This is a genomic window from Desulfoplanes sp. PS50, assembly GCF_053851535.1.
The window spans coordinates 101,158-122,610 of sequence record NZ_JBSPZA010000005.1 but is presented as its reverse complement, the minus strand read 5'-3'; the positions used below and the strand labels follow the sequence as shown (position 1 = coordinate 122,610).

General features: G+C 52.9%; 20 protein-coding genes. 10 read left to right on the top strand and 10 right to left on the bottom strand.

Annotated features, from left to right (window positions below):
• The first annotated feature begins 58 nt into the window (after nt 1–58).
• Entirely contained in the window at nt 59–706 is a 648-nt protein-coding gene (locus tag ACTVJH_RS03830) for a queuosine precursor transporter (protein WP_455987636.1), read from the top strand.
• Between the two features lie 147 nt (nt 707–853).
• Nucleotides 854–2,458 (top strand): diguanylate cyclase, encoded by a 1,605-nt coding sequence (locus ACTVJH_RS03825; RefSeq protein WP_455987634.1) that lies wholly within the window; start codon nt 854–856, stop codon nt 2,456–2,458.
• A 229-nt stretch (nt 2,459–2,687) separates the two neighbouring features.
• Here ACTVJH_RS03825 and prxU read toward each other — a convergent pair whose 3' ends face one another.
• Entirely contained in the window at nt 2,688–3,413 is a 726-nt protein-coding gene (gene prxU, locus ACTVJH_RS03820) for a thioredoxin-dependent peroxiredoxin (RefSeq protein WP_455987632.1), read from the bottom strand.
• Between the two features lie 417 nt (nt 3,414–3,830).
• Between prxU and yedF the strand changes: the two genes are divergently transcribed.
• Nucleotides 3,831–4,454 (top strand): sulfurtransferase-like selenium metabolism protein YedF, encoded by a 624-nt coding sequence (gene yedF / locus ACTVJH_RS03815; protein WP_455987630.1) that lies wholly within the window; start codon nt 3,831–3,833, stop codon nt 4,452–4,454.
• 26 nt (nt 4,455–4,480) lie between these two features.
• Entirely contained in the window at nt 4,481–5,545 is a 1,065-nt protein-coding gene (selD, locus tag ACTVJH_RS03810) for a selenide, water dikinase SelD (RefSeq protein WP_455987628.1), read from the top strand.
• A 28-nt stretch (nt 5,546–5,573) separates the two neighbouring features.
• On the opposite strand, the gene ACTVJH_RS03805 is transcribed toward selD, so the two are convergent.
• The 4 genes from ACTVJH_RS03805 to ACTVJH_RS03790 all read right to left on the bottom strand — a co-directional run bounded on the left by ACTVJH_RS03805 (nt 5,574) and on the right by ACTVJH_RS03790 (nt 8,038).
• Nucleotides 5,574–6,533 carry a GGDEF domain-containing protein gene (locus ACTVJH_RS03805; protein ID WP_455987626.1) on the bottom strand — a complete coding sequence of 320 codons (960 nt, stop codon included), beginning with the start codon at nt 6,531–6,533 and terminating at the stop codon, nt 5,574–5,576.
• The gene (locus tag ACTVJH_RS03800; RefSeq protein WP_455987624.1) at nt 6,523–7,230 is read right to left on the bottom strand and encodes a cobalamin B12-binding domain-containing protein; all 708 of its coding nucleotides are present in this window, start codon (nt 7,228–7,230) and stop codon (nt 6,523–6,525) included. The genes ACTVJH_RS03805 and ACTVJH_RS03800 overlap by 11 nt, the downstream gene beginning before the upstream one ends.
• Nucleotides 7,217–7,669 (bottom strand): hypothetical protein, encoded by a 453-nt coding sequence (locus ACTVJH_RS03795; RefSeq protein ID WP_455987622.1) that lies wholly within the window; start codon nt 7,667–7,669, stop codon nt 7,217–7,219. Before ACTVJH_RS03795 ends, ACTVJH_RS03800 begins: the two co-directional genes overlap by 14 nt.
• Before the next feature lie 159 nt (nt 7,670–7,828).
• On the bottom strand, nt 7,829–8,038 hold the full coding sequence (locus tag ACTVJH_RS03790) for a cold-shock protein (RefSeq protein ID WP_455987620.1): 210 nt from the start codon (nt 8,036–8,038) through the stop codon (nt 7,829–7,831).
• A 271-nt stretch (nt 8,039–8,309) separates the two neighbouring features.
• Here ACTVJH_RS03790 and moaA point away from each other — a divergent pair, with 271 nt between their 5' ends.
• The 3 genes from moaA (at nt 8,310) to lolA (ending at nt 10,987) form a co-directional block, all read left to right on the top strand.
• On the top strand, nt 8,310–9,311 hold the full coding sequence (gene moaA, locus ACTVJH_RS03785) for a GTP 3',8-cyclase MoaA (protein WP_455987618.1): 1,002 nt from the start codon (nt 8,310–8,312) through the stop codon (nt 9,309–9,311).
• 44 nt (nt 9,312–9,355) lie between these two features.
• On the top strand, nt 9,356–10,252 hold the full coding sequence (locus tag ACTVJH_RS03780) for a formate dehydrogenase accessory protein FdhE (RefSeq protein ID WP_455987616.1): 897 nt from the start codon (nt 9,356–9,358) through the stop codon (nt 10,250–10,252).
• 99 nt (nt 10,253–10,351) lie between these two features.
• Nucleotides 10,352–10,987, top strand: coding sequence for an outer membrane lipoprotein chaperone LolA (gene lolA, locus ACTVJH_RS03775; protein ID WP_455987614.1), 636 nt, complete (start codon nt 10,352–10,354; stop codon nt 10,985–10,987).
• Between the two features lie 53 nt (nt 10,988–11,040).
• On the opposite strand, the gene ACTVJH_RS03770 is transcribed toward lolA, so the two are convergent.
• From ACTVJH_RS03770 to ACTVJH_RS03750, 5 genes are read right to left on the bottom strand one after another with little or no spacing between them, the layout of a single operon-like run.
• Nucleotides 11,041–11,850 (bottom strand): pseudouridine synthase, encoded by an 810-nt coding sequence (locus ACTVJH_RS03770; RefSeq protein ID WP_455987612.1) that lies wholly within the window; start codon nt 11,848–11,850, stop codon nt 11,041–11,043.
• Nucleotides 11,847–14,675: a PAS domain S-box protein gene (locus ACTVJH_RS03765; protein WP_455987610.1), complete on the bottom strand. Its 2,829-nt coding sequence runs from the start codon at nt 14,673–14,675 to the stop codon at nt 11,847–11,849. Before ACTVJH_RS03765 ends, ACTVJH_RS03770 begins: the two co-directional genes overlap by 4 nt.
• Nucleotides 14,672–15,934, bottom strand: a complete 1,263-nt coding sequence (locus ACTVJH_RS03760) for an ABC transporter substrate-binding protein (RefSeq protein ID WP_455987608.1) — start codon at nt 15,932–15,934, stop codon at nt 14,672–14,674. Before ACTVJH_RS03760 ends, ACTVJH_RS03765 begins: the two co-directional genes overlap by 4 nt.
• A gap of 57 nt (nt 15,935–15,991) precedes the next feature.
• Nucleotides 15,992–16,639: a thiamine phosphate synthase gene (thiE, locus tag ACTVJH_RS03755; RefSeq protein ID WP_455987606.1), complete on the bottom strand. Its 648-nt coding sequence runs from the start codon at nt 16,637–16,639 to the stop codon at nt 15,992–15,994.
• Nucleotides 16,636–17,457 carry a universal stress protein gene (locus ACTVJH_RS03750; RefSeq protein WP_455987604.1) on the bottom strand — a complete coding sequence of 274 codons (822 nt, stop codon included), beginning with the start codon at nt 17,455–17,457 and terminating at the stop codon, nt 16,636–16,638. Before ACTVJH_RS03750 ends, thiE begins: the two co-directional genes overlap by 4 nt.
• Nucleotides 17,458–17,826: 369 nt before the next feature.
• Here ACTVJH_RS03750 and ACTVJH_RS03745 point away from each other — a divergent pair, with 369 nt between their 5' ends.
• From ACTVJH_RS03745 to ACTVJH_RS03735, 3 genes are all read left to right on the top strand, one after another.
• A complete protein-coding gene (locus tag ACTVJH_RS03745) occupies nt 17,827–19,287 on the top strand; it encodes a 30S ribosomal protein S1 (RefSeq protein ID WP_455987602.1) in 1,461 nt (486 codons plus the stop codon).
• Nucleotides 19,284–19,646 carry a hypothetical protein gene (locus tag ACTVJH_RS03740; RefSeq protein ID WP_455987600.1) on the top strand — a complete coding sequence of 121 codons (363 nt, stop codon included), beginning with the start codon at nt 19,284–19,286 and terminating at the stop codon, nt 19,644–19,646. The genes ACTVJH_RS03745 and ACTVJH_RS03740 overlap by 4 nt, the downstream gene beginning before the upstream one ends.
• 69 nt (nt 19,647–19,715) lie before the next feature.
• Nucleotides 19,716–21,404 carry a radical SAM protein gene (locus ACTVJH_RS03735; RefSeq protein WP_455987598.1) on the top strand — a complete coding sequence of 563 codons (1,689 nt, stop codon included), beginning with the start codon at nt 19,716–19,718 and terminating at the stop codon, nt 21,402–21,404.
• Nucleotides 21,405–21,453: the final 49 nt, after the last annotated feature.

Below are 21,453 nucleotides of genomic sequence, written 5' to 3'. Positions count from 1 at the left end.
ACTGTTTTCCCTGAGCGGATTATTTTTTGGACTGTTTATCCAAATGAGGAAGCATAGTATGTATGACAACGAACAAGGGGTGTATACCCTGCTGGTGGGGCTCTTTGTGGGAGGCCTGGTTATTGCCGCGGTGATATCCGGCAAGATAGTGGACTTTTTCGGTCTGTACGTGCCGGCCGGCGTGCTGGCGTATTCGATCACCTTTGCCGTGTCGGACATCATCAGCGAGATATGGGGCAAGCAGCGGGCTACCCAGGTGGTTCGGTGCGGATTCGTAGCCCTTTCGGCGGCCATGATTCTTTCATCCCTGGCCCTTCACTGGCCTTCGGCGCCTTTCTGGATCGAGCAGGCCGCCTTTGACACGGTTTTCGGGATCACACCGCGTATTGTGCTCGCCTCCCTGGTCGCCTATGGAGTCAGCCAGACCAATGACGTCTGGTTGTTCCATCTTCTTCGGGCAACAACGGGCGGTAAACATCTCTGGTTGCGCAACAATCTGTCCACGGCCCTTTCTCAACTCCTTGACTCCACCATTTTCATCAGTCTGGCCTTTTACGGAACGCTGCCCGTCGTTCCCATCATCATCGGCCAATGGACTGCCAAGATGGTCATTGCCGTGCTGGATACCCCCCTCGTCTATCTGGGCGTTTCCATACTTCGGGGGCGCATGACAGGCAAGCCCGAACCGCTTTGCAGGCAGGGCTGATTTGTTCTTAAGGCCGACTTGCCCCGCTGAGGACGGTTTGAAACTCTCTCGCCGGTCATTATATTTCAGGTACTTGCATGAGAACAAGAGTGCCCTGACTGTGCAGGTAACGTCCTTTTTCACGAAACAATCAAACCTTTCGGGATCATGAAAAACAACCGCTACCTCATCCTCTTCTCCGTGCTTCTTGTTGTGACCCATTGCGTGTTCGTCGTGATCATCTATAGTTCGAACAAGGAAGACCTGAACAACAGTATGTGTTCCTGGGCCGAGGGAACGCGCGATATCTTCGAGCTTGCTCTCGAGGAAAAATCCATCGCCATGCAGCAGATCGCCACCTATGTGGGGAATGATCCGACCATTCAGCATCTTTTTCTTGAAGCTCGAAAAACCCTGAACAGAAACGACAACGATTACGATGCACCCGAGGTCAAACAGATCCGCACGGCATTGTTTGAAAGTGTCAGGCACAGCTGGGATGTCATGCATGACAATTATGATGTCAGGCAGCTGCATTTTCATTTCGGACCCGGGTCCACGTCGTTCCTGCGGGTCCATAAACCGGACAAGTACGGCGACAACATGGACCATGTCAGGTATACCATTGTGGATGCCAATGCCCTGCTCAAGCCCACCAGGGGATTCGAAACCGGCAGGGTCTATTCGGGAATACGCGGGGTTGTTCCGGTATTCGTCACCAATCCCGAGTCGGGCGAGGAGCTGCATGTCGGTGCCCTGGAGGCCGGTACCTCGTTTTCGTTTCTCCTGGATGTTCTGAGCGAGTCAGTGGCCACTGAGTTTGCCGTTCTGCTGACTGACGATCATGTGAAAAAAAACATGTGGAATGCATTTGTGGCCGACAGATTCGGCCCGTTCAGCCGGGCAGGTTCCTTGTTTATCGAGGATTCCACCCGTCCCCTGGGTCTGACCAAGAATCTTCTGGACAAGGCTCTGTCCAAGGGCAAGGGAAGTGATTCAGGAACACTGGATTGCGGGATGGTTGAACTGAACGGATTGCACTACCAGGTGGCCCTGTTTTCTCTCCGGGATTACCGGGGCAAGCTCCAACCCGAGTTGCCCGATGTGGGGAGCGTTCTGGCGTGGCGGGACATCACCCCCAGATGGACGGCGTTCAAGGCTCGCGTGCGGGATAATATCATTATCGCAGTTGGCAGTCTCATCATTCTGCAGGCGCTTCTTATTATGGGATGGCATTTTGGGAGTAAACGTCTCAGGGAGATCATCGACGAACAGACCGCTGAGCTGGAAAATCTGGCCACCAGGGACCAACTCACCGGCATCCTGAATCGATGGAAGCTGGAAGAGTATTTCACTCGGGAGATCAACAGACACCATCGCTACGACTCGGTTTTTTCAGTGATCATGTTCGACCTGGACCACTTCAAGAATGTCAACGACACGTGGGGACATGATGTGGGTGATACGGTGCTCAAGGAAGTGGTTGCCAAAACGGGTGAAAAGATCCGGGAGACTGATATCTTTGCCCGTTGGGGCGGTGAGGAATTCCTGCTGCTTCTGCCTGAGACCACAATGAATGTTGCCGGCAAGGTGGCCGAACGGATCCGATCGACCATGGAGCAGACCGTGATCAACGATACCCTGACCGTCACCCTGAGTCTCGGAGTGGTCCAGCATGAGCAGGGAGAGACCATGGACGAAACCATCAAGCGGGCGGATGACTGTTTGTATGAAGCCAAAGATGGCGGGCGGAATCGGGTGGTTATGGGGTAGAAGGGTTTTAAGTTGTAGGTGGTAAGTTTTAGGTAAGACGGGGGAAAAGGTCGGAAGTCGGACACACAACATGTCATCCCGGCCTACGCCGGGATGACAGTAAAGAGTGAAAATCGGGCTCAAAAAGTGACAGTTTTTTTATCAGGACTCGACAGAATACAAAAGGGATTGAACCGAGGTTCAATCCCTTTCCGGTGTGGAGCAAACGGTATGTTACCCGGTATCGGGTCTAATCAAAGGCCTTGTCCACGGTCCAGACATCACAGACCTTGCCGACCAGGTCGGTACCCGGGGTGAGGGTGGGCTTGCCGGGCATCCAGCCGGACGGCGTGGCCTGGGTTCCCTTACTCTCGCGGACAAGCTGGAAGGCCTGGATCTGACGCAGGGTCTCGGGCACGAACCGGCCCACAGGCGGGGCGAGCACTTCCATGGCCTGGATGATGCCGTCGGGATCGATGAGAAATCGTCCCCGGATATCCACGCCACCTTCTTCGTCGTACACGCCGTAGGCCTTGCCCACATTGCCGCCGCCGTCGGAGAGCATGGGAAAGGGTACCGTCTTGGTGGTGACCATTTTGGAAAGCTCGTTATCCACCCACATCTTGTGGACGAATACACTGTCCACGCTCATGGAAAGTACCTGAACCCCGTGTTTTTCGAACTCAGCCTGCTTCTCGGCGACCGCCGAGATTTCCGTGGCTCAGACAAAGGTGAAATCACCGGGATAGAAGCAGAGAACCACCCATTTGCCCAGATAATCGGACAGGGTGACAGAGGTGAATTCGCCCTTGTAATAGGCGGGTGCGCTGAAATCCGGTGCTTTCTTGCCGACTCTGACCATATTGATTGCTCCTTGTTCAGATGCTGGTTGTGCAGGGGCTTCCTTCTTTTTGGGGGATTCTCCAACCACGCCGCCAGTAGGGCGAGCACAGCCTATGGGTTTTTCATCCGCCATATACAGCCTCCTTGTTGGTTGATTGTTGAGAAAAATTATCAATAGCTTTAGTGTGTTTAATCAAGAAATATTTTTTAAGCAAGTAAATAGTACAAAATAAAGTATATGTTCCAATTATCACATGCCATGATGGACATCAACAATCCTTTGATCCATCAGAATCTTTCTTGCGGATCACAAGCGTAATGATTTGGAAAATAGGAGATGGCCTGGCGGATGCCTCGTAAGCGGGATGATCATCTGTGGTCGGCAGCCTGTGAGAGTGTATAGATTTTTTTCATAGAGAAGGCAAAGGATCATCAGGATTATCTATTGGATTTTTTTCTATCCAGGTTCCATAGTGCCATCCGTTGCCCGCCGTCCACTGGATATCGAAAAAGTACGGCTTTTTCACGAGCGAACAAGGAGTTGCCCATCATGAGTGTTTCCACCCTGAAATGTCAGGGATTGCCTTGCCCCCAGCCTGTCTTGAAATGCAAGCAAGCCATTGAAGACAACCCCGGGATCGAATTGAGCGTCCTGGTCGACAATGATGCGGCCAAGGAGAATGTGACCCGTTTCCTGGGAGTCAAAGGATATGAGGTCGTTGCTGCGGACAAGGAGGGTTCCGTCTGGAAGATCACGGCTCGTCCGGGAGAGGTACCCACGGGCGAAGAGGCGGTCCTGCCCGGCCGTGACATCCGGAACAGGGAACCGAACCGGGAGGACAAGACTTTGGTGTTCATCACCTCGCCCTATGTGGGCACGGGTGACGATGTTCTGGGCGACAAACTCATGCAGAATCTGATCAGCGTTCTGCCCGAACTGGGCGAGGAACTCTGGCGGATCATTTTGTTAAACGGGGCGGTCAAGCTGGCCATTGAGGGAAGTCCGGTGCTCAAGCGACTTCAGGAACTCGAGGAAAAGGGGGTTTCCATACTGGTCTGCGGCACCTGTCTGGATTTCTTCGATCTGCTGGAGAAAAAACGTGTCGGAGAGACAACAAATATGCTCGATGTGGTCACCAGTATGCAGTTTGCCGACAAGGTGCTCAGGATCTGATGGATGACAGCACATAAGGAGATGAAATGGAAAAGATAGAACTGGTCAAATCCGTCAAGGCAGCCGGTTGAGCGGCCAAAATTTCTCCAGGGGACCTGGAGGAGGTTTTGGCGGATTGTCTGGCTCAACAGGATGACCGTCTGCTCACCGGCGTGGCGGACAACGAGGACTCGGCCGTTCTCAGGTTTCCTCCTGGCAAGGCCCTGGTGCAGACCGTGGATTTTTTCACCCCCATCGTAAACAATCCCTACTGGTTCGGGCAGATCGCTGCGGCCAATGCCTTGTCCGATGTCTATGCCATGGGCGGGGTTCCGTATGCGGCCATGAATATCGTCTGTTTTCCGATCAAAAAATACCCCAAGGAAATGCTCAGAGAAATTCTTCACGGTGGCATGGACAAGATCCGGGAGGCAGGAGCGGTTTTGGCGGGCGGACACAGTGTCGAGGATGAGGAAACCAAGTATGGTCTGGCCGTGTCAGGCATTGTCGATCCGGATGGTTTCGCCTCCAACAAGGGATTGCGCGCCGGTGACCGGCTCATCCTGACCAAACCCATCGGGACAGGTGTTCTGGCCACCGGACTCAAGGCCGGTTGGGACGGAGCCGATCATTTTGAAGAGTTGCTCTATAGGTGGGCGGGAATGCTCAACAAGGCGGGGGGCGAGGTAATTCAGGAATTGGGCCTTATCGGAGCCACGGATGTCACCGGCTTTGGACTGGGAGGGCATCTGCTGGAAATGGCCCGGGCCTCCAATGTCCGTGTGGAGCTCTCTTTGGCGCACATCCCGTTCATTCCCGAGGCCGTGGAGCTGGCCGGTATGGGCATGATCCCGGCGGGCAGCTTTGCCAACAGAACCTTCTGCTCCTCGCTGGTTCAGGTGGCCAAGGGGTGTGATACCCTGCTGGTGGATCTGGTGTTCGATGCCCAGACGTCCGGGGGGCTGATTCTGAGTGTTCCCCCCGACAAGGTGGACAGGGCCGTGGCCATGCTTCTGGAACGTGAAGCCCTTGCCGTTTGTGTCGGAGAGGTCAAGCCGATGGATCCGGAGTATAGTCGGCTCACGATCGTACCTGAATCCAACTCCTGGTAGCCAGGACTCTTCTTTTCCGTTGTCCCGTTCATGAGGAACTGTTCGTGATCTCGTGAGAATCTGCCATCACGATTCGGTTGCGCCCGGTATCCTTAGCCGTGTACAGGGCTTGGTCCGAACGCTTGATGGTCGTTTCGATATCTTCACCTGCCAGGTATTCAGCCACTCCGAAACTGGCTGTCACTCTGTAGCCGTTTTCAAGAAAATCCGCTTGTTCGAGTTTAGTGCGGATCCTTTCAGCCAGATCCGTGGCGTGTTTCGTATCTGTAAACGGGAGAAGGATGATGAATTCCTCCCCGCCGAATCGGGCTACAAGGTCTTCGTGTCGGGTATTTTTCTGCATCAGGTCAGCATATTTCTTGAGAACCAGATCGCCTTTGTCGTGGCCGAATCGGTCGTTGACACGCTTGAAATGGTCGATGTCGGTCATGATCAGAGAAACAGGTTCGTTTTTGCGCAGGGCCAATGAGAGAGCTTCGGCGGCACGTTCTGCAAAATAACGCCGATTGGCCAGGTCCGTGAGGGGGTCCCTGCGGGTCAGGTCAAGTATTTTTCTGTTCGCCCGGTTGAGTTCCTTGTTCTTGACACTGAGTTCCCGGGTCAGATTGCTCAGTTCCTGGTTGGCCTCCACAAGGGCCTGTCCAAGCATTTCCAGTTCATCCCCGTCTTCGTGACCCAGAAGAAGGAGATTGTCTCTTCCCGGGTAACAGTGGAAAATAAAGGTTCTGGGAGAGCCTTTCGCTGTATTCACGTTGTGCATCTGTCCCTTGTGCCAGTCGGTCTTCATGGACTCCAGGGAGAAACTTCCCGAGAAATCGAGAAGCAGGTCGCTGAAGGGCTTATCCATGACATCGGGGCCAAAAACATTTTCAGCAAAACGATTCATTCGGATGATCGTGCCCAGGTGATCCAGGAGGATACACAGAATCGGTGCCTTTGTATCCAGGTAATCGGCGATGTCGGCTTGGTAATTGGGATCAGGAAACATCGATCCTCCCGGACAATTCCGTTTCCAGGGCGGAGAGTGAAGGGATGTAGGTCGTGGATGGATAGTGGTCCAGAACCTCCTTGCCTCCCCAGAGAAAGGCCTGGCCCCCGGCAAGGATGTCCAGCTGCGGATAGTGGTGTTTGACCGCTTCGATGGTCTTGATGAGTTCCGGCAACCTTGAATAGATACTCAGGGAGAGACCGAGCAAATCTGGCTTGATTTCGTCCATATGGCCAATCAAGTGATCCACGGGGGTATTGGCCCCGAGAAAATGGGTGTCCCATCCGTTGAGTTCAAGCAGGTCCGCGACCATCTTTCCCCCTATCTGGTGGAGTTCATTGGCCGTACAGGAAATGATCACCAAGCCCTTGGGGTCGGGTATGTCTTTGAACAAAAGGGGGTAGACCCGGGTCATCAGAGATTCGGTAAGCGAGCTGGCCAGGTGTTCTCGGGCAACGGAGATCCGATTGTTTTCCCAGAGTACTCCCACATGATAGAGGCTCTTTTTGAATAGATCTTCGTAGAGTATTTTCAGGGAAACGCCCTGGTCGAGAAGTTTGTTGACCAGCTGACTGCATCGGTGGCGGTTACCCTGAAGCAGTGCTTCAAGGTAATCCTGATACAGGGATCGCTTGATCAGGGATCCATGGGGGGAAACTGCGGCAGCGGGTTGTATGCGGGTATCACTCATCGGCATGGGCAAGGGCTTCATCGGAGAGTTGGGTAAAAACAGGAATATTCACGATGAGCCATTCGTAAAATGGTGAGACGGCTTCGAATCCCTGAGGGGAGAGTTCATCCTCGAGCATGTCCATCCAGATATTCAGATTGGCGGCCCAGTAGGTTGTTTTGAAGCCGTGGGATCGATAGGCCTGGAAGACCCACAGGACCGTTTCGACCATGACCTCGGGATTGTAGTTCGCGAATTGGGCCTGCATGAATCGGGCGAAATTTCTATTGTTGTCCCGGGCCATATCGCGGTTGTCCCGGCCAACCAGTTTGTCATGGTCGGCTCGCTGGCCCATGATCTCATTGCCCCGGGCTGCAAGTTTGTCTCGTTTGGAGGCAAATTCCCCAGCCACGGATGCCGGTGGCTGCTGGAGGAGACCGGCTGATGTCAGAAGTTCTTGTTTCATGAGTGCCCTCCCCCGGATACACCAGAGTATTTAATGTACTACCGATCCGTCTATTCATCATTTTGCTAGCATGACTGGGTGAAGTCATGCAACAATAAAAGCCTCCGAACAGGTCTGCTCGAAGGCTTTTGAAGTGCTTCTATTAGAGGGCCGAATGGGTTATTCGACCGCGACGACATTCTCGGCTTTGGTCCCTCGTTCGCCTTCTATGATATCAAAATTGACCTTTTCACCTTCTCGAAGGGTTTTGAAGCCGGGTTTCTGGATAGCTGAGTAGTGCACGAAAACATCCTCACCACCGTTTGCCTGTTCGATGAAACCAAAGCCCTTCTTTTCATTGAACCACTTCACTGTACCTTCATAACTCATGGAAATTCTTCCTCCTCAAATGATTACGAGCCACACTTAGGCAAAAACAAACTACTTTTCCTATGGGGTATTTTTGTCAAGTATGCAAGGAGTTTTTTGGTTTTTTTTGACAATAATTTTTTTCGAATAAATTGCCCGTAACTCCTTGTCAGCGAGCCTTTTGATCGATATTTTATTTTTTTTGGTTCGGAGATGGATAGTTATACGATCCTATTTTCGATAGTACATTTTTCATATTGTTCGTGCCCTCTAGTATAAGGAGCATTGTATCGTGCTGCGAGATCATTTTGGGAGAACGGTTACCTACGTGCGCATGAGCATCACCGACAGGTGTAATCTGCAGTGTTTTTATTGTCGGTCAGTACACGATTGGGATTTCATACCGCATGAGGGGATCATGCGCTACGAGGAGATGAGCTATCTCATTGATATTCTGTGGCAGGAGGGGGTCCGCAAAATCAGGTTCACGGGTGGAGAACCCTTTGCGCGTCGAGATTTCACCCCCTTTCTCGTTGCATTGGCCCGCACCCATCCTGAACTGGCCATTCACGTGACCACCAACGGAACACTGTTCAAGAACAAGATACCCCTTTTAAAGGAATTGGGTCTTGCCGGTCTGAACATTTCTCTGGATACCCTCAAGCGGGATAGATTCAAGAAGATCACTGGTCGGGATTTTTATCTCGATGTCCGCAAGGCCATCGATCTGGCGCTTGAGGCCGGTCTTCGGACCAAGGTCAACGTGGTCGCCCTGCGGGGTGTCAATGACGATGAGATCGAGGATTTTGTAGCCTTTGCCAAAGAGTATCCCCTGGATCTGCGTTTTATCGAATTCATGCCCATCGGCGGAACCTGTCCCTGGGACGAAGATCATTACTGGTCGGCAACAGATATCCGGAAATCCATAGAAGAACTGACTCCCCTGGTGGCAGAACCTTCGGATGAATCCACGCGTGGTCCGGCACGGATGTTTGCCATCCCCGGAGGCAAGGGGCGGATCGGGATCATCTCGGCATTGAGCGATCATTTTTGTGAAGATTGCAACCGGTTGCGGGTGACCGCCGAAGGCAAGATTCGGCCCTGTCTCTTTTCGGACAAGGAATACGCCATCTTGCCCTTGTTGCGAAAAGATGGGAGAAGTCGAGAAGAAATTGTCCACTTCCTGAAAGATATAACCGCAAAAAAACCCATGGGCTATCTGTTGTTACAGGCTATTCAGGCCAACCAGGATGCCCATGTCTGTTCCAGGATGATGTCTACCATTGGCGGTTGAGGAAGCAAGAGACTCTGATGTGAATCAAATCCAAGGAGGTGTTGATGTTGCTCAACGATACCGAAGAGATTGTTTTTCAATCTGTCCGGGAAACCGCACAAACCATTGACGCTCAAAAGCCTGATCTCCACAATGCTCTTGAACCGTTTTCCGATCTGTTCCAAGCTATCGAAACCGTTCAGGAAAAACTGGGACCCTGGGATCTGCAGGGTATGACCATGGATCAGAATCAGTTTCTGCAAGGCAAGCCCCTGCTCAATATGGTTTCTCTGGTGGATTTTTCTTCCCAGATTGATATGGCCAGGGAGATTCTCTTTCCGGTTCTTACCACTCGTTTTCCTCCCCTTGCCGATGCTGTCGAGGCCATCGGGAAAGCAGCAGAGAAAGACGATGAACCTGGATTATATGCCTCCATGCAATCTTTTCTGGAAGGCGATGAGAAAGCTCTTGAGGCTGCAGCCGAACAAATGAAAATTTCTTCAGATGTTTTCGGTTTTGTGCTTTCTCAACTTGCAGCACCCTTTCTCCGCAGTCAGGCAAAGGCCTTGGCAGAACATTTCGATCTTACTGGATGGACCCAGGGATACTGCCCGATTTGTGGTTCCCTGCCCTCGGTTTCCTATCTCAGGGGTGAGGGGGGCAAACGGTGGCTGCATTGTCCCACCTGTGGCCACGATTGGAAGTTCAAGCGTCAGACGTGTCCAGCCTGTGACAACATACCTGCCAAGGGGCTGGAGTATTTTTATCTTGAAGACAGATTGTTCGAACGGGCCTATGTGTGCAAGGAGTGCAAGAAATATCTTCTGACTATTGATATCAGGGAACTGACGGACAAACCAAATATGGACATAGCCTCCATCGGACTGATTCCTCTGGATATCAAGGCCCAGGAAGAGGGATATGAACCGTTGAATGTACTTCCCTGGAACACCTTTGACTAGGTTGTTGTGCCTGTGCACCAGATCGGGATTGTCGTGTCGGCGATGGAGCAAGAAAATCAACCAACTGATAAAACGAAGCGTAGTCGACAGGTTGTGTGTATGCTGAAAACGTTGTGTATTACAGTGATGATCTGCCTCCTTCCCCTGACGGGATCGGCCGGAGAGATAACCGCGAATATCCAGAAGCAGTATCAAAACCTGGAATCCTTCACGGCCTCTTTTGTCCAGCAATTGACCAATGCCGCGACCAAGGAAGTAGAGGTTCGATCCGGCAGGATCGCCTTTGCCAAACCCCGGCAGATTCGATGGGAAACCGTGTCTCCGGAAAAAGAGTTGTTGCTGGTGGGGAAGGATGTTGTCTGGGATTATTTTCCCGATGAAGAGGTGGCCTACAAGTATGGTGTGGATCAGATACTGCAGTCCAAGACCATGCTCCGGTTCATTTCAGGTGAGGCCAATCTGGAAGAGGATTTCGTGATCGAGAATCAGGGGGACGACAACGGCCGGATCAAGCTCAAGCTCATTCCCAGGGAGCCGGAGAGCAACCTCGTTTTGGCCTATATATGGGTACACCCGGAAACGAATATGCTCGGCAAGGTCCTTATTGTGGATTTTTTCGGCAACGGAAATGAATTGGATCTGAGTGATCTGAAGTTGAATCAGCTACTTGATCAGGATCTGTTCACCTTTGTTCCGCCCGAAGGGGTCGATGTGGAGGACGCTTCTTCACAATAAAAGGTGCTCTTTTGAAAGGTTTCGATAGACGAAGGCAACAAGCAGTGCTCCCCTCATCGTTTGATGGGGGGAGTTTTTTTGTGTTGTACGCTTTTTTTCAAACGACTCACTTCCTGGTGAGTCAGTTCCCGGAAATTCCCGGATGGGAGATTCCCCAGAAAAAGAGGTCCCTGGCTGGTCCGTTTGAGTTTGAGAATTTTCAGATGAAGATCTCTGCACATGCGCCGAATCTGCCGGTTGATCCCCTGACGAAGGACCATGGACAGGATTGTTTGTCTCCCGTTGCTGCGAGCGATGTTCACCTCCACGGGTCTGAGATGTTCGCCCTCGGCCAGGGTCATGCCCTGGCGCATGCGGGCCAGCATTTCTTCGGAGACATCTCCCTCGACAGCGACCTCGTAGGTTTTGGGATGGTTGTAGCCGGGATGGGTCATTTTTTGCGTCAGATCCCCGTCTGTAGTCAGCAGCAGCAGGCCTTCGGAATAAAAGTCCAGCCGACCCACGGGAAAGACCCTCTGGTCCCTGAGGCGTTTGGGAAGCAGATCGATCACGGTTTTGCGGCCCTGGGGATCCCTGACCGTGGTCATGGTTTTAATGGGCTTGTTCAGCAGAATATAAAGGTGCGAAGTTGTCGTCGACACGCTGATCACCGTTCCGTCGACTCTGACCTCATCCTTGAGCGGATCGATCTTCAACCCGGGAGAGGTGACTAACGACCCGTTGACCTCGATCCTGCCTTCACCGATGAGATCATCGGCCCTGCGTCGTGAACACACTCCTGCCTGGGCAATGACCTTGTTGATCCTGATCAGTTGTGGCGGGTCGGCCGGTTGCAGGTTCGTCCTGTGTCGTGAATGTTTCATATACATATTCGGCCGGGTTGCGCGAGAATGCGTGAGATCTTTCTGCTCACTTCCTCAAGGGTATAGGGCTTGGCCAGGATGTCGATAAACCCATACGATTCATAATCGGCCATCACCGGATCCTGGGAGTAGCCGCTGGAAACGATGACTTTGGCATCGGGATCGAGATCAAGAAGTTTGCCCACGGTTTCTTTACCCCCCATCCCTCCGGGAATGGTCAGATCCATGATGACCAGATCGATCCGTTTTTTGGCCACGATGTGCTGCTCATAGATGGCCAATGCCTGTGATCCATCGTTTGCGCTGAGGACCTCATATCCCAGAAAGCCAAGAGTTTCCTCCATGACATCCCGGATGGATTCGTCATCATCCATGAGCAGGATCGTTCCCTGACCCGCAGAGGTCTTGGGGGGAGGCGTGACGACCGTCTCGCAGGCCTGCCTCTCGCTGGCCGGCAGGAAAATGGTGAAGGTGGTTCCATGTCCGGGACGGGAGGTGACATCGATGTGGCCGTGATGATTCTTGATGATCGAATACGTCGTGGCCAGTCCCAGACCGCTTCCGGTTTTTTTGGTCGTGAAATAGGGGTCGAAGATCTTTTCCAGATTTTCCGGTGCAATGCCGGGTCCCTCATCCGTCACGCTGATGGCGATGTATTGTCCCGCTTGAAGGGGAAGACCAGAGTGCTTGTCGACCATGACGTTTTGGGCAGCGATTTCGAGATGGCCGCCTTTGGGCATGGCCTGGTCGGCATTGATGGCCAGATTTTCCACAACCTGGGCGATCTGTCCCGGATCGACCTCGGCATTCCAGATATCAGGACTGATCGAAATGGTTGTTTTAACGTTGGATCCACGCAGGGCAAAGGTGACAGAATCGAATATCAGGTCGTGAATGCCCGTGAGTTCCACAATCGGTGCCCCGCCCTTGGAAAAGGTCAGCAATTGCTGGGTGAGCTGCTGGGCCCTGAGTCCTGCCTTGCGGGCCTTTTCTAGTTGGTTCCGGGCACTATCGCCCAGAGACGGGTCTTTCTTGGCCAGAATGATATAGTTGATGACGGCCGTGAGAATATTGTTGAAATCATGGGCAATGCCGCCAGCCAGAATGCCGATGGATTCGAGCTTTTCCGTTTTGAGACGTTCGGTTTCCTGGAGTTTTTTTGCCGTAATGTCACGGATGACCAGGACCTGTCCCTTGATTTCGCTCCTTCGGTCGTAAAGGGGCAGGACACGCAGGGCGATTTCCATGATCTGCCCGTCCCGTGTGGTGACCAGGGCGTCCTGTTCGCTTTCCAGTTGGTGAAATGTCATCGTGTCCTGGGAAGATCGGTCCAGATAGAGTGCCTGGCCGTTGATCGTGATCTGAAAAACAGAACAGAATTGTTTGCCCCTGACCTCCTGGGCGGTCCATCCCACAAGGCGTTCCATGGCCTGATTGCTGAAAATGACCTTGCCGTTGATATCCAGGGTGACCACCCCGTCAGTGATGGTTCGCAGGGTAGTGGAAAAGAGTTCTTTTTCATCCTGCAACGCATCTTCCGTGACCTTGCGGTTGTGGATCTCCTTTTGGAGCAGGATGTTTGCTGTCTCCAGATTGCGGGTTCGCTGTTCAACGCGTTCTTCGAGCTCGTTGTTCAGGGTCTCCAATTCGGTCTGGGCCTGTTTGCGCAAGGTGATGTCCCGTACGACCATGATACATTGAATGCCGCACTTGAGCATGATCGATGACATGGAAAACTCTAAACATAGTGGCGTGTTATCTTTTTTATGGGTAACGAGCTCATTTTGAAAGATCCCTGTCTTCAATGTATGCGGATCAAACTCCATGGTTTTGAACCGGGGGCTGTAGGTCAGAATTTTTTGCTGCTGCAAATGCTCCAGAGTGGTTGTGTCCAGCAGGTCTGAAAATGACCTCTGGACCAATTCCTGGTGTTCCAGACCGAAAATCTTCAGGATAGCCGGATTGAAGTTGAGGATCTCGCCCTTTTCATCGGTGACCAGGAGTCCGTCAGCCATGTTGTCAACAAGGGTTGACAGGTAGAGGCTGGTGTCCTGGAGCTCGCCTGTGGCATTCTGGATTTTTGCCTCGAGTCCCTGGATCAGGCTGTTGATCCGTTGGGCCATGCTCTGCATGGTCCGGGCGAGCAGACCGAGTTCGTCATTGGATGTCATGGGAACCGGGGCATCAAAATGCTGCTCGGCCAATTGATTGGCATAATGGGCCAGACCGGCCAATGGTTTGGCAATCCGGCGGATAAAAAAGAAGGTTATGATCACGCAGACAATGAGGACAGCGAAAAGAATGACCTGCATCTTGATGATGGCGTCGAAGATATAGGTGTTGATCAACCCCATATCCATTCCGATGTGCACGTATCCCGCCTTACCCATGAGGATGGGGGAACAGACGTCCAGATAGTCCCGGGTCTGGAGCAGCTGGGTTTCCATGAGCCCTGTCCGGGGATCTATGTGCGGGGTGTTTTTCTCGACAAGGGCCAGGATATCTTCGGGGATCTCCGGGGAAAAGGTATGGGCAATGATTTGTCCATCTTCTGTTTTGACCAGTGCGTAGGCAACCCCTTTGATTTCCAGGTATTGATCAATGATGGATTGATCCGTGGCAGCATCGTTCTTGAGAAAAATTTCAGGAAGGGAGGTGGTGATGCTGTTGCCTATGGCCACGGCCTTGGATTCGTATTCGCTGGTCAGGTGATCATAGAGGATCCATCCGGCCACAAGGGAGCAGGCCAGGGCGATGATTCCAAAGGCGAGGATCATGACGATCAGGGTTTTGTGAAACAGCTTCGACTTGATGGTTGTGTTCATGGAGTGATGGCCTGAAACGCTCCGGGAGCAACCGGGAGCATGGTTGCATTGGCAAAGGAGATGAAGTGGACGGGGTTTTTTATCTGCATGTGATTCGCGTCAATGCGCAAGACATGCCCTATGCCGATATCGATCCCGTCGAGTTGGTGAAAGGCATGGGGGAGCTCTTCGGCTTTGGGGTCAGGCCCCAGAAATTGTAGCAGGTTGGCCAGAAGCTTGGCATTCAAAAAGCCTTCAAAGCTGATTGGACCGGGCTGTTCGAAACTCTCGATGGATGTCTTGCACTCGGTTTTGGTCGGGATATCCTTGGTGGTCTCGACCAGTTTCAAAAACTCCCGACTCGCCGGCAGATCGGGATCGGCAAAAAAGGGAACAACCTGTGAATTGACCAGATTGGAGAAATAATCCTTGTCTGTTGTTTTTCCCAGAGGGTGGAGCAGGTTGATGATGGTGTTCGGGTCGACAAAGGAGATATTGGCTATGGGAACCTGCAGACCAGAATCGCGGGCATCGCGGATGAATCCGGCCGCTGCTTCTGAAGCGGCTATGGAGATGATCACTTCCGGGCAGGAGGATGCCAATATCTTCACCTGATCACTGAAGGAATGCTCAAATTGCCGGCCCCGTTGATAGGAAGCCTGGCCCGCCAGGGTGAGATCGTGCTCGGCCAAAGCCCTGATCGTGCTCGGCCACCCCGAGCGGCCATAGGCATCCGCCTGGTAGAGAATGGCAAAACGGGAACATCCCTGGTGACGGAATCGATCGATCAGGGCCTTCACTTCGTCATGATACGATGCTCGAAAGTTCATGACCATCCGATCGTAGGGAGGTTCCCTCTGAGGCTGGGCCCCGGTGAAGGGAAAGAGCAGGTACAAGGGGCGGGATGCGTATTTGGACAGGAGGGGGAGCATCCGGGTCACTGTTGGAGTGCCTACGTAATTGAAGAGACAAAAAATGTTGTCCTGATCCACGAAGTGGATGGTATTGGCAATCGTCGGATCCGGGTTGTATCCATCATCCAGGGCCAACAGCCTGATCGTGTTGCCATGAACCCCACCCTTCTTGTTGATATGGTCCAGATAGGCCATGGCCCCCCGGTAGAGTTTGCATCCAAGATCCCGGCTCGGTCCGGTGAACGCCGCTGACATGGCCACGCGGATCTCGCGTGACTGGGCCTGGGTACTCAGGGCAAAGATGGCGGGGATCAGACAAACAATGATCAGAAGCGACTGACGCAAGCGAATGGGTAAAGCATGCATTGTATGACCTGCATGGGGATGAGTTCGTAAAAAGTTAGGGCAGCAGGGAGGTAGCGCCTACTCGGTTCGTGCCCGATCAACAGCCTGACGCAACGCGGCTGCCGCCTCACCAGGCCGGGGTGCCGAACAGATGGCCGAGACAACGGCTATGCCGTGCGCACCTGCTGCGATGATCTGAGCGGCATTGTCCCGGGTGACTCCGCCGATACCCACGAACGTGTGGGGTGATTGTTGACGGGCGTTTTTGATTCCGGCGATACCCAGAACATCCGAGGTGTCCGTTTTGGTAGTCGTGGGAAAGACCGGGCCGATACCCAGATAATCGACATCCAGGGCGGTCGCATCCTGCAATTGTTCCCAGGTGTCAATGGAGAGACCGATTATCCTGTCGTATCCGAGAATCCTTCGGGCATCTGCGTAGTGCATATCCTTTTGACCGATATGGACCCCATCGGCGTTCACGGCCTGGGCCACATCGATCCGATCGTTGATCAGCAGGGGAATGCCCGCTTTGCGGGTAAGCGATACCACGGATCTGCCGAGTTCCACGAACTCCCGGGTGGAAACGTTTTTTTCCCTGAGTTGAACAATGGAGACCCCGCCCTGCACGGCTTGCCGGACAATGTCCAGAAGATCCCGTCCCAGACACAGGGGACGGTCGGTGACCAGATAAACACTGTAATCAATGTTGTCGAATCGTTTCATCCGGTATATCCTGGCCCGACAATGAGAAAATTGTTCGGGAGAGTTGATTGCAACAGTTCCATTTTGCTTCCGAACATGATTGTCCTGATCACCCCCTGGCCGTAGGCTCCGGCAATGACCAGGGCATCGTGAGGGACTGTGTACAGGTTGTTTTCCAGACTGTCTTCCGGAAAAAAGGACCACAAGGCATCACAGTCATCAAGTTCTTCCAGGAGCCCGGCCTCTCTGATGATGGATGTGTATTCGTCCAGGGTTTTGCCCTCGGATTGGATGAAGAGGGTCAAAGGGAATCCTGTTGTTTTGGCAATGGTGATACCGACCCTGAGTGCGTTCAGGGCAATGGTCGATCCCCCGAAAAACACGATGATATTCTTCCATTTTTTGAGCACGGAACTGGGGATCAGAACCGGAAAATGGGCGGATTGAAGGATGGCCCGGACCTTGGGGCCGAGATGGCCCAATCCGATTTTGGATATCCGGTCGCTCACGCTTCTGGGCAAGCACATGTACATATAGTCCGAAGGAATGTCCGGCAGGGTGGAAGCGGTTCGTTCCGTGGGGGTCAGAAAACGGTATGCTATCTCTTTGTGGTGGACAAGGGCCCGGGCATGTTCCTTGGCGGTTTCCGGGGCAAAGAGATAGGAATCATCCAGATCGATCTGAACGACGTTCTGGTCGAAATACATGAGGAATTTTTTCTGCTCGGGAATGTAGATGTCCATATCCAGATGCATGTGTCGACAAAAGTACACGGACTGGAGAAAGGTTTCCCTGCCCATGGGGGTATTGCGGAAAATATGAAGGAGTTTGGGGGCCATGACATCTTTACCTTGTTATGAGGAATTCGAGCTGCACAGGAAACGAGTACAGGCCAGAGTTCACTTGTTCTCATGTACCTATCTGAAATATAATGGCTGAATTGTCCCGTTCCGGGTGGTTTGACTGTCTGAACGATGCCGGTGAGGGAGTTTCAAACCGTCCTGAGCGGGATGAATCGGCCATGGGCACAAATCAGCCCTGGAATACTAGCGGTTCCTAGTTGATTTTTTGAATTTTCTCAATAAATTCCATTTGACGTTCTGTCCCGGGGGGTGCTACCGGCCTCACCATTGCGGAAAACCGCCATGGCCAAGGTTTGGGAACCCATTGCAACCATTTCAAGAAAAACGCAGCTAGAGGTAGAATCCATGTCTGAGGGCATAAAAAACGAGACTCCCGTACAGCAGGAAGAAAATTTTGCAGATCTGTTCGAATCCTATAGTGAAGGCGCGGGGGATGCCGTGCGGATCGGGGATCAATTGCAGGGAAAGGTCATTTCCATTGGTGAGAAAAACGTATTCGTTGATACCGGAACCAAAATCGACGGCATCGTGGACAAGGAAGAACTCCTTGACGATGAAAACGCTCTCACCTGTGAAGTGGGCGATACCCTGACCCTGTTCGTGGTCAAGCGTACGGAAAATGAGATCGTTTTATCCAAGGCCCTCTCTGGTATCGGTGGCCTGAACATGCTTACGGATGCCTTTGAAAATCGTGTCCCTGTGGAGGGCAAGGTCATGGATACCTGCAAAGGTGGTTTCAATGTCCAGATAATGAAGCACAGGGCCTTTTGTCCGGTCAGTCAGATGGATACCCATTATGTCGAGGACACGGACGGGTTTGTCGGCAATACCTATGAATTTCTGATCATCAAATTTGAGGAACAAGGCCGCAATATCGTTGTCTCCCGGCGCAAGCTTTTGGAACGGCAGCAGAAGGAAGCGGCCAAGGAATTCATGAAAAAGGTCGCGGTCGGGGATATCCTCGAAGGCAAGGTTGTTCGGATCAAGGAATTCGGGGCCTTTGTGGAACTCGTTCCCGGAGTGGAGGGGATGGTCCATATCTCCGAACTCTCCTGGTCACGCGTGCAACGCCCTGAAGATGTGGTCGCCCTGGACGATAGGGTCAAGGTCCGTCTTCTGGGGATCGACCAATTGGACAACGGGCAGCTCAAGCTCTCCCTGTCCATGAAACAGGCCATGGGCGATCCCTGGGATGAGGTTGCCGAGCAGTTCAAGATCGGGGACAAGATCACCGGCAAGATCATGCGCTGCGCCCCGTTTGGTGCCTTTGTGGAACTCGTTCCCGGTGTGGAAGGACTCGTGCATATCAGCGAGATGAGTTATACCAAACGGGTATTGAAACCCGAGGACGAGGTCAGCCCGGGCGAAACCGTAACCGTGATCATCAAGGGGATCGAACCGGAAAAACGGCGCATCTCCTTGAGTATCCGGGAAACCCATGGAGATCCCTGGGAAGATGTGGCTGAAAAATACGCCAAGGGTCAGGCCGTCCAGGGAACGCTGGAAAAGAAAGAAAATTTCGGCTATTTTATTGAGCTTGAACCTGGAGTGACCGGGCTTTTGCCGTTGTCGTTGCTGCGTAAGTCGGAAAACGCCTCAAAACTGGAAAAGAAAAATGTCGGGGAAACCATTGCCGTGCGGGTCGAATCCGTCAATCCCGCAGATCGCAAGATCAGTCTGGCCCCGGGTGATGCCCGTGAAAGCGGTGACTGGAAATCCTTTACCAAACCCGCAGCCCCGGCATCCATGGGCAATCTGGGCGATCTGCTCAAGCAGGCCATTGAGGACAAAAAAGATCAGTCATGAGCGGCAAGCACATCGAGATAAAACCCATGACCTGGGTATCTCCGGAATTTTCCGTGGCCAGCAAGTGCGATCTGGATATCTTTGCCGGGAACGACAGCGCCCTGATCATCGTTTCTGACCGTGAGGACAATCGGGATATCGGATTGCCGGTCAGTGAAGGCCCCGGGATCATCGCCCAGACCCTGCACCGTTGGTATGGATATGAACCCGCATCCATGATCTGGATCGAACACGATCTTGAAACCGGAACCTATGTGCGGGTGGACCTGGAGTGTCAGGATCATCGGGTGATCGATTGGCAGCGATTCCCCTGTTCCCTGGAAGAGGTCCAAGCGATCAGGACTGATTTTCAGCCTTGATGACCATCATGTAACCACACGGCCGGGCAGGGGAGATTGATTCGCTCTCCTTGCCCGGTTTTTTTTGCCATGAACATTCTTCTCGTCTATCCCAGATGTCTGCAGGAACGGGTCTCCAGCCAGGATGACACGGTTGTTCCCATGGGGCTTTTTTCCATAGGCGCCGTTCTGATGGAACAGGGGCACGAGGTGACTGTTGTCAACGAGTATGGTCTTGATCCGTCAAAGACCACCCCACAGAGGGTGCTCGAGGAAAAACGGCCCGATCTGGTAGGGATGAGCGTGTTCAACGCAAACCGTTTCGGGGCCATGGAATGGGCCCGGACGGCCAAGGAGATTCTGCCCGAATGTACTACGGTTTTCGGCGGGGTCGCAGCCACCTTTCTCTGGGAACATCTGCTGGATGACTGTCCGGATCTGGATTGTGTCGTCCTGGGAGAAGGGGAGGCGACCATTTTGGAACTGGTCGAGGGGCTCGACCAGAGAACGTCCAGGAATTTGAACGAGATTCTCGCAGACATCCCGGGATTGGCAATCAGGCTGCATGGATCCCTGGTCAAGACTTCTTCCAGGCCCTTTATCCAGGATCTCGACTCCCTGCCCATTCCAGCCAGGTATTTCACCTACGACCACCTCTCCCTGAGCCGGGGATGCCCTGGAAACTGTACCTTTTGCGGGTCTCCTAGATTCTGGGAGCGCAGGGTCAGGTTCCACTCGGCCCGCTATTTCGTGGATGAGCTCGAAATGCTCTACCGTAAGGGCGTGCGGTTTTTCTACGTATCCGACGACACCTTTACCATGAAGAAATCCCTGGTCATCGCAGTCTGCCGGGAGATTCTGGACCGGGAACTCGACATATCCTGGTATGCCATTTCCCGGGTGGATTGTGTGGATGAGGATATATTGTACTGGATGCGCAAGGCCGGATGCATTCAGATCAGTTTCGGGGTGGAGAGCGGTTCGGAAAAAATCCGCAATCTGCTGAACAAGAACATCGCCGAAGAGCAGATCGTACGGGCCTTTGATCTGACCCAGTCGTTCGGCATTCTGGCCCGGGCCTATTTCATCTATGCCTGTCCCGGCGAAACCGAAGCAACCATCGGGGAACACCTCCGGCTGATCCAGCGGATCAAACCATTGAGCGTCATTTTTTACATCATGCATCTCTTTCCGGGCACGGCCATGTACGAGGAGTGGAAACAGAGCCGACAGGTGGGGGATGAGATCTGGAAGGACCGCATCGAAGATATTCTCTATTTTGAAAGCGATCCGACCATGGATGCGGACAGGGTGCTTACATGGGGCAAACAGCTCAGAATTTTTTTTCATGCCCATCTGCCCGGTTTCGCCACCTCCTTGAAACTTCGAAAATGTGACGACCTGCATTCCGAGTTCGCGGATTTTTATTCCCGTTTGGCCATGACCTTTTCTCACGGTGATTATGCAACCATCGAGGCCGTGCCGGACAAGCTGGAAACCGCACGAATACTGTATGAGCGTTCCCTGTCTTTCGCCCCTTCGGCCCGGGCCTATCTCGGCCTTGGCATGCTCGCCCAAAAAAATCGGGATATGCAGTCCTGCCAGGATATCGTGGCCAGGGGACTCAAGCATTTCCCCAACGACGAAAACCTCCACCAATGCATGGGCATCGCCCTGATGAACCAGGCCCGATTCGGTGAGGCGTTGGAGCATTTTCTCCCCTTCGAGCACACGGGACGGTCAAGGCGGTTCATTGAGATTTGCAGGGGGAAGGGGTGAGGAAGTGAGGAAGTGCGCAGGAGGCAGTGCGCAGTTGATGGAACGTGAG

What these genes read in the sequence shown, in the direction of transcription:
- ACTVJH_RS03830 (WP_455987636.1), top strand. Translation starts at nt 59, where the DNA reads ATGTATGACAACGAACAAGGGGTGTATACCCTGCTGGTGGGGCTCTTT.
- ACTVJH_RS03825 (WP_455987634.1), top strand. Translation starts at nt 854, where the DNA reads ATGAAAAACAACCGCTACCTCATCCTCTTCTCCGTGCTTCTTGTTGTG.
- yedF (WP_455987630.1), top strand. Translation starts at nt 3,831, where the DNA reads ATGAGTGTTTCCACCCTGAAATGTCAGGGATTGCCTTGCCCCCAGCCT.
- ACTVJH_RS03805 (WP_455987626.1), bottom strand. Translation starts at nt 6,533, where the DNA reads ATGTTTCCTGATCCCAATTACCAAGCCGACATCGCCGATTACCTGGAT.
- ACTVJH_RS03800 (WP_455987624.1), bottom strand. Translation starts at nt 7,230, where the DNA reads ATGCCGATGAGTGATACCCGCATACAACCCGCTGCCGCAGTTTCCCCC.
- ACTVJH_RS03795 (WP_455987622.1), bottom strand. Translation starts at nt 7,669, where the DNA reads ATGAAACAAGAACTTCTGACATCAGCCGGTCTCCTCCAGCAGCCACCG.
- ACTVJH_RS03790 (WP_455987620.1), bottom strand. Translation starts at nt 8,038, where the DNA reads ATGAGTTATGAAGGTACAGTGAAGTGGTTCAATGAAAAGAAGGGCTTT.
- ACTVJH_RS03780 (WP_455987616.1), top strand. Translation starts at nt 9,356, where the DNA reads ATGTTGCTCAACGATACCGAAGAGATTGTTTTTCAATCTGTCCGGGAA.
- lolA (WP_455987614.1), top strand. Translation starts at nt 10,352, where the DNA reads ATGCTGAAAACGTTGTGTATTACAGTGATGATCTGCCTCCTTCCCCTG.
- ACTVJH_RS03770 (WP_455987612.1), bottom strand. Translation starts at nt 11,850, where the DNA reads ATGAAACATTCACGACACAGGACGAACCTGCAACCGGCCGACCCGCCA.
- ACTVJH_RS03765 (WP_455987610.1), bottom strand. Translation starts at nt 14,675, where the DNA reads ATGAACACAACCATCAAGTCGAAGCTGTTTCACAAAACCCTGATCGTC.
- ACTVJH_RS03760 (WP_455987608.1), bottom strand. Translation starts at nt 15,934, where the DNA reads ATGCATGCTTTACCCATTCGCTTGCGTCAGTCGCTTCTGATCATTGTT.
- thiE (WP_455987606.1), bottom strand. Translation starts at nt 16,639, where the DNA reads ATGAAACGATTCGACAACATTGATTACAGTGTTTATCTGGTCACCGAC.
- ACTVJH_RS03750 (WP_455987604.1), bottom strand. Translation starts at nt 17,457, where the DNA reads ATGGCCCCCAAACTCCTTCATATTTTCCGCAATACCCCCATGGGCAGG.
- ACTVJH_RS03745 (WP_455987602.1), top strand. Translation starts at nt 17,827, where the DNA reads ATGTCTGAGGGCATAAAAAACGAGACTCCCGTACAGCAGGAAGAAAAT.
- ACTVJH_RS03740 (WP_455987600.1), top strand. Translation starts at nt 19,284, where the DNA reads ATGAGCGGCAAGCACATCGAGATAAAACCCATGACCTGGGTATCTCCG.
- ACTVJH_RS03735 (WP_455987598.1), top strand. Translation starts at nt 19,716, where the DNA reads ATGAACATTCTTCTCGTCTATCCCAGATGTCTGCAGGAACGGGTCTCC.